The organism is Myroides odoratus (assembly GCF_965118575.1).
Taxonomy (GTDB): Bacteria; Bacteroidota; Bacteroidia; order Flavobacteriales; family Flavobacteriaceae; genus Flavobacterium; species Flavobacterium odoratum_B.
The window spans coordinates 1-13,725 of record NZ_CBCPHW010000006.1; the positions used below are offsets into that span (position 1 = coordinate 1).

At 34.3% G+C, this 13,725-nt stretch carries 11 protein-coding genes; 7 read left to right on the forward strand and 4 right to left on the reverse strand.

Going from position 1 to position 13,725, the window contains the following annotated elements; translation table 11 throughout:
• Positions 1–352 precede the first annotated feature (352 nt).
• A complete protein-coding gene (locus tag ACMHJ2_RS06415; protein ID WP_413512280.1) occupies positions 353–2,278 on the forward strand; it encodes a polysaccharide biosynthesis protein in 1,926 nt (641 codons plus the stop codon).
• 27 nt (positions 2,279–2,305) lie between these two features.
• On the opposite strand, the gene ACMHJ2_RS06420 is transcribed toward ACMHJ2_RS06415, so the two are convergent.
• From ACMHJ2_RS06420 to ACMHJ2_RS06430, 3 genes are all read right to left on the reverse strand, one after another.
• On the reverse strand, positions 2,306–2,938 hold the full coding sequence (locus ACMHJ2_RS06420; RefSeq protein WP_413512136.1) for a hypothetical protein: 633 nt from the start codon (positions 2,936–2,938) through the stop codon (positions 2,306–2,308).
• Between the two features lie 62 nt (positions 2,939–3,000).
• Complete coding sequence (locus tag ACMHJ2_RS06425; protein WP_413512137.1) at positions 3,001–3,729, reverse strand: YggS family pyridoxal phosphate-dependent enzyme; 729 nt, start codon at positions 3,727–3,729, stop codon at positions 3,001–3,003.
• A gap of 60 nt (positions 3,730–3,789) precedes the next feature.
• Positions 3,790–4,236, reverse strand: coding sequence for a GNAT family N-acetyltransferase (locus ACMHJ2_RS06430; RefSeq protein WP_413512138.1), 447 nt, complete (start codon positions 4,234–4,236; stop codon positions 3,790–3,792).
• A gap of 83 nt (positions 4,237–4,319) precedes the next feature.
• On the opposite strand from ACMHJ2_RS06430, the gene ACMHJ2_RS06435 reads away from it, so the two are divergent.
• A complete protein-coding gene (locus ACMHJ2_RS06435) occupies positions 4,320–5,777 on the forward strand; it encodes a PLP-dependent aminotransferase family protein (RefSeq protein WP_413512139.1) in 1,458 nt (485 codons plus the stop codon).
• 37 nt (positions 5,778–5,814) lie between these two features.
• On the opposite strand, the gene ACMHJ2_RS06440 is transcribed toward ACMHJ2_RS06435, so the two are convergent.
• Positions 5,815–6,879, reverse strand: a complete 1,065-nt coding sequence (locus ACMHJ2_RS06440; protein ID WP_413512140.1) for a 2,3-butanediol dehydrogenase — start codon at positions 6,877–6,879, stop codon at positions 5,815–5,817.
• A 254-nt stretch (positions 6,880–7,133) separates the two neighbouring features.
• Here ACMHJ2_RS06440 and tpx point away from each other — a divergent pair, with 254 nt between their 5' ends.
• The 5 genes from tpx (at position 7,134) to ribB (ending at position 13,665) form a co-directional block, all read left to right on the forward strand.
• On the forward strand, positions 7,134–7,631 hold the full coding sequence (gene tpx, locus ACMHJ2_RS06445) for a thiol peroxidase (protein WP_413512141.1): 498 nt from the start codon (positions 7,134–7,136) through the stop codon (positions 7,629–7,631).
• 147 nt (positions 7,632–7,778) lie between these two features.
• Positions 7,779–10,301 carry a DNA translocase FtsK 4TM domain-containing protein gene (locus tag ACMHJ2_RS06450; RefSeq protein WP_413512142.1) on the forward strand — a complete coding sequence of 841 codons (2,523 nt, stop codon included), beginning with the start codon at positions 7,779–7,781 and terminating at the stop codon, positions 10,299–10,301.
• Positions 10,302–10,320: 19 nt separating this feature from the next.
• The gene (locus ACMHJ2_RS06455) at positions 10,321–10,965 is read left to right on the forward strand and encodes a LolA family protein (protein WP_413512143.1); all 645 of its coding nucleotides are present in this window, start codon (positions 10,321–10,323) and stop codon (positions 10,963–10,965) included.
• Between the two features lie 9 nt (positions 10,966–10,974).
• Positions 10,975–12,489, forward strand: coding sequence for an LptF/LptG family permease (locus ACMHJ2_RS06460; protein WP_413512144.1), 1,515 nt, complete (start codon positions 10,975–10,977; stop codon positions 12,487–12,489).
• Positions 12,490–12,528: 39 nt separating this feature from the next.
• A complete protein-coding gene (ribB, locus tag ACMHJ2_RS06465; protein WP_413512145.1) occupies positions 12,529–13,665 on the forward strand; it encodes a 3,4-dihydroxy-2-butanone-4-phosphate synthase in 1,137 nt (378 codons plus the stop codon).
• Positions 13,666–13,725: the final 60 nt, after the last annotated feature.

Below are 13,725 nucleotides of genomic sequence, written 5' to 3' on the forward strand. Positions count from 1 at the left end.
TATGAGGTATGAGAAATGGGTGAAGGGAAGAGTATTCTTCACTCATAACCCATAACTCATCATAACTCATAACCCATAACTCATAACCCATCACCAAAAAAAACTATTTTTTGTAAAGTTTAAAGTAAATATTTTATGATAAGGATAGTGATTTTTGTACGGTTTACGTATCGCATTTCGTGTATTTATATATTATTCTAATTTTATTATATAATTTGCTATTTAAACATTTAATTTTTAGTAATATCTCTGTAGTTATTGCTTTGAATAGAATTATTGCTTTGATTTTTATCTAAATAATGTTGAAAATGTACTATCTTTGATATTGAAGAAGATTATCCATTATATTGCTATGATTGAGCGTTTAAAGAGTAGATTAAAGAGAGATATCCCGAGGGGAATTATTTTTGTAATAGATATTTTTATTATACTTTTTACTTATTTTATTTCTTTACTTTTTTTAAGTAATTTTTATGGGACTTATGATGTTGAATTGTTTTACTCTAAGTTACCTATTGTACTTTGCGCCTACATTTTAAGTTTTTGGTTAGTAAAACCTTACCGAAGCTTAATTCGACAAACTTCTATTAAAGATATTGAGTTAGTCTTTATTACTTGTTTATTTGCGAGTGTATTGATTACTATTCCAGCTGCTTTACAGAGAAATGGGGTGATATCAGGTGAGCAAATGGTGGATTATGTTCGACAATCCTATTCATTTATTGTATTGCATATGTTGCTTTCTGCGGCGATGTTGATTTGTGCCAGGTTATTTTATAGTCAATTTTATCGTAGTTATATTTTAGATTTCCGCAATGAAAAACGAGTGTTGATTTATGGCGCTGGTGATTCTGGTTTGATTACCTTAGGTGCGTTGGCTAGTGATACAAAAATTCGAACGCAAATAATTGGGTTTATTGACGATAATGATAAAAAATCAGGACAGCGTATCGCAGGATACAAGATTTATAATAGCAAGGAAATTAATACTGATTTTGTCAAGCAAAATAGAATTGACGATATCATTATTTCGATTCAAAATATACAACGAGAACGCCTAAATGAAATTGCAGAGTATTTAGTAGAACTCCCTGTTCGGATTAAGATTATTCCACCAGCAACCGATTGGTTGGATGGAAAATATACGAATAGACAGATTAAGGAATTGCGTATTGATGACTTGTTAGGCCGTAAGGCTATTAATTTGGAAAACCCTATTGTAGTGAATGAGATTGATGGAAAGGTAATACTAATTACTGGAGCTGCTGGATCTATTGGTAGCGAGATTGCCAGACAGATAGCGCTGTTTAATTTTAGAAGGTTAATATTAATTGACCATGCAGAGTCTTCGTTGTATGATATTCAACAAGCTATGGTATCCCCACATAAAGATCGCATTGTTTATATAGTGGGAAATATTCGTGAAGAAAAGAACATGCGTGAGATTTTTAATATCTATAAGCCTGATTTAGTGTATCATGCTGCAGCTTATAAACACGTACCTTTAATGGAATCTTTTCCTTATGAAGCAATACATACTAATATCAAAGGAACTAAAAATATTGCTGATTTATCTGTTGATTTTGATGTACAAAAATTTGTTATGGTATCAACCGATAAAGCAGTAAACCCAACGAATGTTATGGGTGCCACAAAACGCGCGGCCGAAATTTATGTTTCTAGCTTGAAAGATAAAGGGAAAACAAGTTTTATTGTGACGCGATTTGGAAACGTTTTAGGATCTAATGGCTCTGTCATCCCTTTGTTTAAACGCCAGTTAGATTTAGGCGGTCCTTTGACTGTTACCCATCCAGATATAACGCGTTATTTTATGACTATTCCCGAAGCTTGTCAATTGGTATTGGAAGCTTCTATTATGGGAAATGGGGGTGAAATATTTGTTTTTGATATGGGAAAATCAATGAAAATTATTGATTTGGCAAAAAGAATGATTCAATTAAGTGGGTTTGTTTATCCAGATGATATAGATATTAAAATCACAGGACTTCGACCAGGTGAAAAAATATTCGAGGAGTTATTAGCGAATGATGAAAATACGGTAAAAACGCACCACGAAAAAATCATGATTGCTCAAGTGAGAGAACAAGATTTGAGCGCGTGTAAAGAAAAAATAGAAAGGCTTTGTTTAAGTGTATGTGATGAGAACAAGAAAGGAGATGTGGTGTATTTGGTTGCAGAGTTAAAAGAGATAGTACCCGAGTTTAAATCTCAAAATTCTATTTACAGCGCCTTAGATTTAGTAAAAGAAAAGATATAAGATAAGGCTATCGGTTGATAGCCTTATTTATTTTTGCCAAAGCTCAATGCTTTGAAATTTGATTTCTTTGATTGTATTTCCTTTTTTATCTCCCGTAGGTTTTTCAAAAACTACCCAATACATCATTCTTTTTTTGCTATCTGGATTGGTATAAATACAACTTAGTAAAGGGGATTCTGGATTATTACCACTGCCATTTTTATATTTCATTGGTGTGGTACAATACAGGTTTAATTCGTCGTAGTTTGTATTATAGCTATAAGTAGGATTTTTATATTGTATTTGATTTTTACTATTTACTGCGTATTCACTTTGAAGTAAAAACTGAACGCCGAAATAGAGTTTGTTATCTCGTTTTAACTGTTCTATAGTAAATCTACTTTCATCGGAAGTAGTAAAGGGAATGTAATACATTTTATCTCCATCAAATCCGTCGAAAATACTATACGATAAATTGCCCTTTTTAACTTCTTTATTGTCAATAGACAAGGAGTTTACTGTAGCCTGAATTTTTAGGGTATCTGGTACAGATGCAGTCATTTCATATAATAAATCACCGATTTTTTGTCCAAAATTTTTAGCTTGTGCAAAACCAGAGAGAGAAGTTGTTAAAAAAAGAATTACTATAGATAGTTGCGTGTATAGATTGTGTTTTTTCATTGTGAATGATTTAATTCAATATTAAAAATACAATTTTTTAATGAGAATAAGTCTTTTGAAGCTTATTTGTTTTCATTCCAGTAATAACTATCGGGGTATGTTCGTTCGCCAAAGATGGCTGTGCCAACTCGTACAATTGTAGCTCCTTCGGCAATAGCAATCTCTAAATCCCCGCTCATTCCCATCGATAGTTCTTTCATTTCAACCTGGGGTAAGTTGAGTTCTAGGGCTTGGTTTTGGATGGTTTTGAGCAATTTAAAACAAACTCTAATTTTGGTTTCATCTGCAGTAAATAGTCCAATCGTCATTAAGCCTTTGATTTTTAGTGTTTGTAATTGAGCCACTTGTTGTATAAGTTCTAAAGCATCTGCAGGTGCAATTCCAAATTTACTTTCCTCGTTTGAGGTGTTAACCTGAATAAGTATATCGATTGTTTTATTTTCTAGTTTTAAACGTTGATCTAGCTTTGTCGCTAAATCTAATCGATCAATGGAGTGTATACATGAAATATTGTATTTTACTATTTCTTTTATTTTATTCGTTTGTAGATGACCAATAAAGTGATTCGTTGGGTGAAGATCTACTAAATCAGCGTATTTTTCTTTGACTTCTTGAACCTTATTTTCTCCTAGTAAAGATTGACCCATTTGAAGTGCTAAGCGAATGCGTTCAGCAGAAACAGTTTTAGTAGCAAGTAATAATTGAACTTCATTGGGATTTCTATGGTTAGCGATACAAGCGTTTTCAATGCGCTGTAAAATGTGGTTTAAATTTTTTTGAACGGATGTCATAAGCATTAAAATTAATTCAAACAAAATTGGCGAAGCCGTGACTTCGCCAAAAAAAAAGATTTATTTCCACCAATAGTAGTAGTTGTGTGCTCCATCATATTGAAAGCCACATTTTGGATAGAGATTATTACCAATGATATTTGTTTTTTCTGTTTCGAGCATCAGACCACAAGCTCCGGTTTCATCACACCATTGTTTACTTCTGTCGATTAAAGCAACTGACAACCCTTTGCTTCTGTGGTCAGGATGGACAAATAAATCACTTAAAAGCCATTGTTTTTGTAGTTTGATGTAGTGAAAAAGCTTGTATAATTGAACAAATCCAACCGCTTTATTATCAGCAATGGCCAAAAAAATATCTGACTCGCCATGGAGTAATCTTTCTTTAATAAAGGCGGTACTTTTTTCTAAGTCAGCTTCTTGACGATAAAAAATACGATAAAGATTAAAAAGTTCGGAAGCTTCTTTTAAGTCTTCTAAGCTAGCTTTTTTAATTGTGTAGTTCATATTTTGTTTTTATTTATAGAGCAAAAGTATAGGTGATTAGGACTATCTTTGTCGTCCAGTTGTGTTATAACTAATAGTCCACTATGTTGCCATTTGAAAGAATAATAACAATTGATAGGTCGAGTAATGTGCCGATTTATCGACAAATTGCAATTGCATTAATCAATGCAATCAGTCAAGGGATTTTAAAAGCAAATGCACATTTACCTAGCACGCGCGATTTGGCTAAGCTGTTAGGGGTGCATCGCAAAACAATTGTCGCTGCTTATGAAGAATTAGAAGCGCAAGATTGGATTGTTGCCCTACCGCGAAAGTATGTTGCAGTTTCAGATAAGATTCCTCATCTAAAACCCAAGCAATGGATTGCGGATGCAATCGATGAAGCACCTTATTTTAGTTTTAAATTGCCCTTTAAAGAAATCGAAACTCCAAAAGAAAAGGTGACAAATAGCTGGCCATCAATTAGTATTGATGATGGTTTTCCTGATGTTCGATTATCTCCTATTGCCGATTTACTAAAAATATATCGTTCCTATACTTCAAAAAAGCATATTATAAAATCGGTTACTTTTGGAACAGCCCAAGGTAGTCTTAAGTTAAGAGAGGTGCTAGTTACGTATTTATCAGAAACGCGAGGATTAAATATTGAGAAAGAGAATATTTTAATTACTCATGGTGCGCAAATGAGTATTTATCTAGCTGCTCAATTGTTGTTAACTCAAGGAGATATCATCGTAGTAGGCAAGCCAAATTATGCCACGGCGACGAAGGTTTTTGAGCAAACGGATGCAACAGTAATCGAAGTTGATGTAGATGAGTGTGGGCTTATAGTGGACGAGATACAAGAGATTTGTAAAGAAAGGCTTGTTAAAGCAATTTATGTGATTCCTCATCATCATTATCCTACCACAGTTACAATGAGTGTTGAGCGACGTATCGCCTTATTAAAGTTATCTCAGTACTATGGATTTGCTATTATAGAAGACGATTATGACTACGACTATCACTATGCTTCTTCTCCTTATTTACCTTTGGCAAGTAGTCCACATACGGGAAATATTATTTATATAGGCTCATTCTCTAAACTATTGGATCCCTCTATTCGCATTGGTTTTATGGTTGCCCCTTTCAATTTTATTGAGCAAGCGGTCGCTTTGAGAAAGTTGATCGATGTAGGAGTGGATGGGTATATGCAACATGCAATCGCGGAGTTAATTAAACAAGGAGAATTAAAAAGGCATATTAAAAAAGCGAAGAAGTGTTATTTTTTACGTAGAGACTATTTGGATGCGTTGTTACAGTTGCATTTAAGTGCGTATGTTGCATATGTTTTACCTTCTGGAGGAATGGCCATGTGGGTGGTATTAAAAGAGCCTACTAGGATTGAGCAGTTAATTACCCATCCACTGCTAGCTATAAAAAGAGTCGATGTTGAATTAAATGCTTTTCGCTTTGGTTTTGCTTCGATGAATGAAGAAGAATTGGAACAAGCTGTTTTAGTATTGCGCACTATATTTGAAGAAAAAGAAAAAAAAATATAAACCAAAGACTGCTTGAGAGCAGTCTTTGGTTTATTATTTATTTAGCAATTTCAATTAATATTTTTACTTCGGATGGATTTTTAATCAAAGCTTCAAAACCTTTATCTACAATTTCATCTAAACTAATCTTATTGGTGATTAATTGCTCTACAGGCATTTTTCCACTTGTAATTAGTTTCATGGTTTGAGGGAAAATATTTCGATAAGCTATCACCCCTTTTACTGTAATTTCACGTAAAACTTGTTGTAAAGCATCATGTTGAACGGGTTTACCAAATAAAGCCACAAGAACTGCTGTTCCTCCGTTTCTAATGGTGTTTAGTCCGGTGTCATAGGAAGCTTGTACGCCTGCGCAATCTAGGAATACGTGGGGACCTAATTCATCTGTAACTGCTTTTATTTTTTGATTTAACTCTTTATCAGTGGCATTAAACACATGGGTTGCGCCAATTTCTCTTGCTTTTTCTAATCGTTTTTCAGCTACGTCGGTAACAATTACAGTACTCGCACCTGCTGCTAAAGCCGCTTGGGTACACAGTAATCCAATAGGACCTGCTCCTGAAATAAATACCGTTTCCCCCAATTGCAAGCCACTTTGCATAACCGCATATACGGCAACAGCGGCTGGTTCGACCATTGCACCTTGTTCAAAAGTCATGGAATCAGGCATTTTGTGTACCATATAGTCTTCTACTACTACATAATTTGCAAATCCACCATCACCAGCTAATCCAATAAAACCAAGATGCTCTCCTAGATTATAAGCGCCAGCTGTAGTGAATGGACTCTCAAAGTTTTTGTAAATAGGCTCTACAACAACGCGATCTCCTTTTTTGAAATGAGTAGTTCCTTCGCCAATTTCTTCAATAATACCTGAAAATTCATGTCCTAACGTAGTAACTCCTTGATGACCATTAAGTGGGTAAGGCGCATCCATGGGAATTAATTGAGGACCGTGGTTGTATTCATGTAAGTCTGAACCGCAAATTCCCGCAAAATGTACGGCAATTTTTAGTTGTCCCTTTTGTGGGGTTGGGATGTTTACTTCTTCCACTCGGATGTCTTTTGCAGCGTACCAACGTGCAGCTTTCATTGTTTTCATAGGTAGTTTTTACGTGTTTACTTCAAAGTTAAAAAAAACTTGTATACAAAAAGGGTTTAGAAGTTAAGCGTATATGAAATAATGAGGTTTAAGACATTTGAGCCTAAGAAAAGTACTGTAATGAATAAAAATAAGGAGATTATCAGTTCAATTTTTAATGAAATTAATTTGTTATTTGCGCTAAGTCTTCGCAATATTTAAACAGTATTGTTAGGCAATTTTTCGTATTTTTGTGTGAATAAAACAAGTAAGGTATGGCAACAGTTACATTAAAAAATAATCCATTTCACACCCTTGGTGAGTTACCAAGTGTACAAACAGTAGCTCCTAATTTTGAATTAGTAGCTACAGATTTATCAACAAAGAAACTAAGTGATTTTGCAGGAAAAAAAGTAGTATTAAATATTTTTCCAAGTATTGATACTCCTACATGTGCTGTATCTGTGCGTACATTCAATCAAAAAGCAGCGCAGTTAGCAAACACAATCGTTTTGTGTATATCTAAAGATTTGCCTTTTGCCCAAACTCGTTTCTGTGGAGCTGAGGGAATTGAGAATGTCATCCTGTTATCTGATTTTAGAGACGGATCATTTGGCAAAGCGTATGGTTTGACTTTTGTTGATGGACCTTTAGAGGGATTATTATCGCGTTCTATTGTAGTTATTGATGAGACGGGTTCTGTTGTATATACAGAACAAGTGGCAGAAACAGCTAATGAACCAAACTATGAATTGGCTTTAGCTGCATTATAAGACTATAATTCAGGTAATGAAGTAAGATATTTTTAAAGGAAGGTGTTAATTTGTTATTTAAAGTTAACAGCATGCTTTAAAGATATCTTTTACTTTGTTACATTAGCGAGAAAGAATAAAGCCTATTTTATCAATTGCAACGTATAAATGGAAAAAGAAAGTAAATCAACGAAGAAAAAAACGGTTCCACCTGAATCTAAGAAATACGATACAACTATTTTAAAGAATTCGCGTTTCCTGTTTTCTATCTTATTGATTATTATAGGGATATCCCTAACACTGAGTTTTATCTCTTATTTTATTTCAGGAATAGAAGACCAAAGTAATTTAACGGATGTCGGAAATAGAGAACTAGAAGTCTATAACTGGTTAGGTAAATTAGGAGCTTATTTGGGGCATGTTTTTATTTATAGTGGATTTGGTATTGCCTCTTTTTTCTTTGCCAAGTTATTAATTCATACGGGGATATATTCGTTTTTTGGTATTGCTTCTCGACGTATTAAGAAAGTTGTTTTTTGGGATTTGACATCCATGGTTTTATTGGGTAGTTTTCTAGGATTCTTTTGGGAATCTAATCCACTATTAGGAGGAACGGTCGGGTATGAAATAAATTTGTACTTGACAGATTATTTAGGAACAGCGGGTTCTATCTTACTTATCAGTTTTATAACATTAAGCTTCTTTTTGTTTCGCTATAAATTATCTCCTACTAAAATTAGAGATTTTATTTCGTCTTTACCAATACATTTTTCTAAGTTTTCTGCAACTGCAAAAAACAAAGAAGATAATTTTGATAAAGAAATTGTCTCAGCAAAAGAAGTGAATAAAGAAGGAATGGGAGATTCTGATTCACAGGAGGAAGCCCCTTTTTTAAAAGAAGATTACAGTATAGTAATCCCTCCAAAACAAGAGGACACAAGAAGGGAAAAAGAAACAGCAACTTCTGCTTTTTCAATTGATCATAAGAGTATTAAACCAACGATAGGACATAGTTCAGAATTGAATTTGCACCCTAAAATTGAGCGTGCTGAAATCGAAAGAGAAGAGGAAGAGGAGCTTGTTTCATCTAGTGATTTTGTTATTGAAGCTGCTGTAGATGAAGGAACTGTAGAAGAAAATTTAGCCGCTAAATTGGTACAAGATTTTGGAGAGTTTGATCCCACGTTGGAGTTGTCAAATTATCAATTTCCTTCCATTGAATTATTGAAAGATTATGGAACCGGAAGTATAACGATCAATCAAGAGGAATTAGAAAAAAATAAAAATAAAATTGTAGAAACGCTGCGCAATTACAAGATTGATATTGCTCAAATTAAAGCAACAGTTGGGCCTACAGTTACTTTGTATGAAATTATTCCCGAGGCGGGAGTTCGCATTTCGAAAATTAAAAATTTAGAAGATGATATAGCTTTGTCTTTGGCAGCTTTGGGTATTCGTATTATTGCACCGATTCCAGGAAAGGGAACCATTGGTATTGAAGTTCCTAATGCGAATCCATCCATTGTTTCGATGCGCAGTGTCATTGCCTCGCCAAAATTTCAAAGTGCAGAAATGGAGCTACCTGTAGCCTTAGGTAAAACAATTTCAAATGAAACGTTTGTTGTAGATTTAGCAAAAATGCCTCACTTGCTTATGGCAGGTGCAACTGGACAAGGTAAATCAGTTGGATTAAATGCGTTATTGGCTTCCTTATTATATAAGAAACATCCCGCAGAAGTGAAGTTTGTTTTGGTTGACCCGAAGAAAGTTGAATTGACGTTATTTAATAAAATCGAACGCCATTATCTAGCTAAATTACCCGATTCAGGAGAAGCAATTATAACAGATAATACAAAAGTTATCAATACATTAAATTCACTTTGTATTGAAATGGACAATCGCTATAGTTTATTGAAAGATGCGATGGTCCGCAACATCAAAGAATACAATGAAAAATTCAAGCAAAGACGTTTAAATCCAGAGAATGGACATCGTTATTTACCTTATATCGTTTTAGTTATTGACGAGTTTGCAGATTTAATTATGACTGCGGGCAAAGATGTAGAAACACCGATTGCTCGTTTAGCTCAATTGGCACGTGCTATTGGAATTCACCTGATTATTGCTACACAACGTCCATCCGTGAACGTAATTACGGGTATTATTAAGGCGAATTTCCCTGCTCGAATTGCTTTTCGCGTGACTTCTAAAATTGATTCACGAACTATTTTAGATCAACAAGGTGCGGATCAATTAATTGGTAGAGGAGATTTGTTATATACACAGGGCAATGATTTAGTCCGTGTACAATGTGCTTTTGTGGATACTCCAGAAGTAGAGAAAATAACGGAATATATAGGTGGACAAAAAGCCTATCCTGATGCCTATTTATTGCCAGAGTATGTTGGAGAAGATGGAGGAGGAACAACTTCAGAAATCGATATAAGTGAACGAGATTCGCTATTTAGAGATGCCGCTGAAATTATTGTTACCGCCCAACAGGGATCTGCTTCTTTATTGCAACGCAAATTGAAATTAGGTTATAATCGCGCAGGAAGAATTATTGATCAACTGGAAGCAGCAGGTATTGTAGGTCCTTTTGAAGGAAGTAAAGCCCGTAGTGTACTTATTCCTGATTTAGTAGCCTTGGATCAATTTTTCCAAGCAGAACAAAACGATTTATTTAACTAAAACACACAAACGAAAAATTATGAAAAAAATACTGCTTCTTTTCTTTGCTTGTAGTACACTTATCACCTATGGACAGAGTAGTCAACGTGCAAGAAACTATTTGGATGAAGTAAATAAAAAAATTGCGAGTTATTCGAATATTTCTATTGATTTTCACTATGCTCAAGTTGAGGCTAAATCGGGAGAAACCATTCAAGAAACGGATGGACATATCGATTTAAAAGACAATTTATATCGAATGACCTTTATGGATATGACGCGTATTTTTGATGGAAAGAAAATTTATACCATTAGCGAAGAGGATAAAGAGGTGACGATTTCAAAATATGATCCTACTAAAATTGACAATGCGTTACCCTTGCAGATTTTGACCTTTTACAAAGAAGGCTATGATTTACAGTGGGACATTTTACAGAAGGTAAAAGGCAAGGAAATCCAATATATCAAATTGGTGCCCTTGGATAAAAAATCGGGCATTAAAGAGGTGTTGGTGGGGATTGATCATGTTACTAAACAGATCTATACGAAAATTCAAGTCAATAAAAATAATTCGAAGTCTATCTTAACGGTTAAATCTTTTAAAACTAACCAAAGTATGTCGAAAAATCATTTTACCTTTACTGACACAGATTATTCAAATTATTACATCAATAAAATAGATTAATTACACTAAGTGAAAATACTAGACCGCTATATACTAACCTCTTTTGTATCTACACTGTTTACGGTGTTTATCATTCTCTACTTTATCTTTATTTTACAGGGAATCTGGCTATTTATTACAGAATTAGCTGGAAAGGATTTGGACTTTTTTATTATTGTACAGTTTTTACTGTTTTATTCTCCTAAGATGATTCCTTTGGTTTTGCCTTTATCTGTCTTATTGGCTTCTATTATGACCTTTGGGAATTTTGCAGAGCATTATGAATTTGCAGCTATGAAGGCCTCAGGTATTTCATTAAAGCGGGCGATGCAACCGTTGTCTATTTTTATTGCTGTATTGGCTCTTATTTCTTTTTGGTTCGCGAATGATGTTATTCCCAAAGCGGAATATCGCTTTATTAATATGCGGAAAGAGATTTTGCAAACAAAGCCGGCTATGGCTATTGCAGCTGGGCAATTTAACGATGTTGGGTCAATCAATATCAAAGTGGATAAAAAAACAGGGGATAAAGGCCAGTATCTGGAGAATGTAACCATGCATATAAAATCTTCATCAGGCTATGATAATAAAGCTGTTATTCGCTCTGTTGATGGAGAATTAGAAGCGGATAATGCTTCTAATATCTTGCAGTTGCATTTGTATGATGGCAATTACTATGAAGATATGGTACCGAAGTCAACGAATGATATGAAAAAGAAGCCCTTTACAAAAGTGGCTTTTGAAAAATATACAATGAATATTGATTTAGGTGCTTTACAGGATGATGGCGCTCAAAAAGAGGAAATTAAAAATACCTATCACATGTTAAATATTAAAGAGTTGACGTATACAATTGACTCTTTAGAATCGGCCTTGAATCGAGATAAAAAATCCAACACTGAGAATCTATTAGTTCGTTATAACAATATTTATAACCCCTACGATTACAATAGAAAAAGCAAGGCAAATCAAGCGGAAGTAAAACAAGAGATTGGAATTGATAGCACAGCAACGGAGAGTAAGATAAAGGTTATTGATATGAAAGAAGATATTTTAAAGTCTTTTTCAACCAATAATCAAGAGCGCGTTTTGCAATCGGCTATTGATTATACTAATAATATTTTGTTTAGTACGGAAAGTAATGATGTATCTATGTTGGGACAAACAAAGAAAATAAATGATCATTATTTGGCCTTATACGAGAAATTTGTAATTGCATATTCTTGCTTTTTAATGTATTTTATTGGTGCTCCATTGGGTGCAATTATCCGAAAAGGAGGCTTGGGATTGCCTATCGTATTTGCCGTAATAATTTTTATTTTGTACCACTTTGTGAATACGTTTGGGAAAAAGTTGGCCCAAGAGGATGGAATTCAACCGATACTAGGGGCATGGGCGGGCGCTTTAATTTTAACGCCACTAGCCATTTTCTTGACTTTAAAAGCAACGCGAGATAATGGAGAGGTAAACTTCTTAGGATTTTTCTCTACGATAGGAGATTTCTTAAAAGGATTATTTTCAAAGAAAACGCAAACAACAGAATAACATACAGCAGAATAACACACAGAAAAATATACTTATATTATGTCAATCAATCATATTCAATTAAATACAATAGAAGAAGCTATAGAGGACATCAAAGCGGGGAAAGTAATTATTGTCGTAGATGATGAAGATCGTGAGAATGAAGGAGATTTTATAGCTGCGGCGGAGATGGTAACTCCAGAAATGATCAACTTTATGGCTACACATGGACGTGGATTAATTTGTGCGCCATTGAACGAGAAACGCTGTAATGAATTAGATTTAAAACCGATGGTTCAGAATAATACAGTGCTTCATCAAACTGCATTTACAGTTTCTATTGATTTGATAGGACATGGATGTACAACCGGTATTTCAGTACAAGATCGAGCTAAGACCATTTTATCTTTGGTAGATGACCGTACGAAGCCAGAAGATTTAGGTCGACCAGGGCATATTTTCCCTTTAATTGCCAAACAAGGGGGTGTACTGCGCAGAACGGGACATACAGAAGCAGCGGTAGATTTAGCTCGTTTGGCTGGATTTAAAGCGGCAGGTATTTTAGTAGAGATTTTGAATGAAGATGGAACGATGGCTCGTTTACCTCAGTTGATGGAAGTAGCTAAGAAATGGGATCTAAAGATTATTTCGATTGAAGCTTTGGTTGCTTACCGTATGAAACACGATAGTTTGATTGACAAGAAGGAAGATTTTGAAATCGAAACGCGTTTTGGCAAGTTTAGATTGCGTGCGTATCAACAAATTACAAATAAACAAATTCACATTGCTCTAACGAGAGGAGAGTGGAAAGAGGATAACGCTGTATTGACTCGTATCAATTCTATGATTGGAAGCAATGATATTTTAGATGCTTTAAGCGGAAAGTTAGATTTGCGTATTGAAGCTGCTTTTAATACAATTAATGCAGAAGGTCAAGGAGCTATTTTATTCATCAATCAAGATGCTCAAAATATTAGTTTATTAAGACGTTTAAACTTTATTAAGGAACAATTGGGGGGTAAATTGGATATGAATACGCCTAAATTACCAGGTGACGAAAAAGATTTTGGTATTGGTGCTCAAATTTTACACGACTTAGGAATTACCAATATTCGTTTAATGACGAATTCTGAACCAGAAAAACGCGTGGGAATGATAGGGTATGGTTTAGAAATTACAGATTATGTTACGTATTAACTAGTGATATATTAACGTGTTAGGGTATTTTTGGAAAATATTGGTTAAAAAATTATTTTT

Bases quoted from the DNA above. Each gene is read 5' to 3' on its own strand.
- ACMHJ2_RS06415 (WP_413512280.1), top strand. From the start codon at position 353: ATGATTGAGCGTTTAAAGAGTAGATTAAAGAGAGATATCCCGAGGGGA.
- ACMHJ2_RS06420 (WP_413512136.1), bottom strand. From the start codon at position 2,938: ATGAAAAAACACAATCTATACACGCAACTATCTATAGTAATTCTTTTT.
- ACMHJ2_RS06425 (WP_413512137.1), bottom strand. From the start codon at position 3,729: ATGACATCCGTTCAAAAAAATTTAAACCACATTTTACAGCGCATTGAA.
- ACMHJ2_RS06430 (WP_413512138.1), bottom strand. From the start codon at position 4,236: ATGAACTACACAATTAAAAAAGCTAGCTTAGAAGACTTAAAAGAAGCT.
- ACMHJ2_RS06435 (WP_413512139.1), top strand. From the start codon at position 4,320: ATGTTGCCATTTGAAAGAATAATAACAATTGATAGGTCGAGTAATGTG.
- ACMHJ2_RS06440 (WP_413512140.1), bottom strand. From the start codon at position 6,879: ATGAAAACAATGAAAGCTGCACGTTGGTACGCTGCAAAAGACATCCGA.
- tpx (WP_413512141.1), top strand. From the start codon at position 7,134: ATGGCAACAGTTACATTAAAAAATAATCCATTTCACACCCTTGGTGAG.
- ACMHJ2_RS06450 (WP_413512142.1), top strand. From the start codon at position 7,779: ATGGAAAAAGAAAGTAAATCAACGAAGAAAAAAACGGTTCCACCTGAA.
- ACMHJ2_RS06455 (WP_413512143.1), top strand. From the start codon at position 10,321: ATGAAAAAAATACTGCTTCTTTTCTTTGCTTGTAGTACACTTATCACC.
- ribB (WP_413512145.1), top strand. From the start codon at position 12,529: ATGTCAATCAATCATATTCAATTAAATACAATAGAAGAAGCTATAGAG.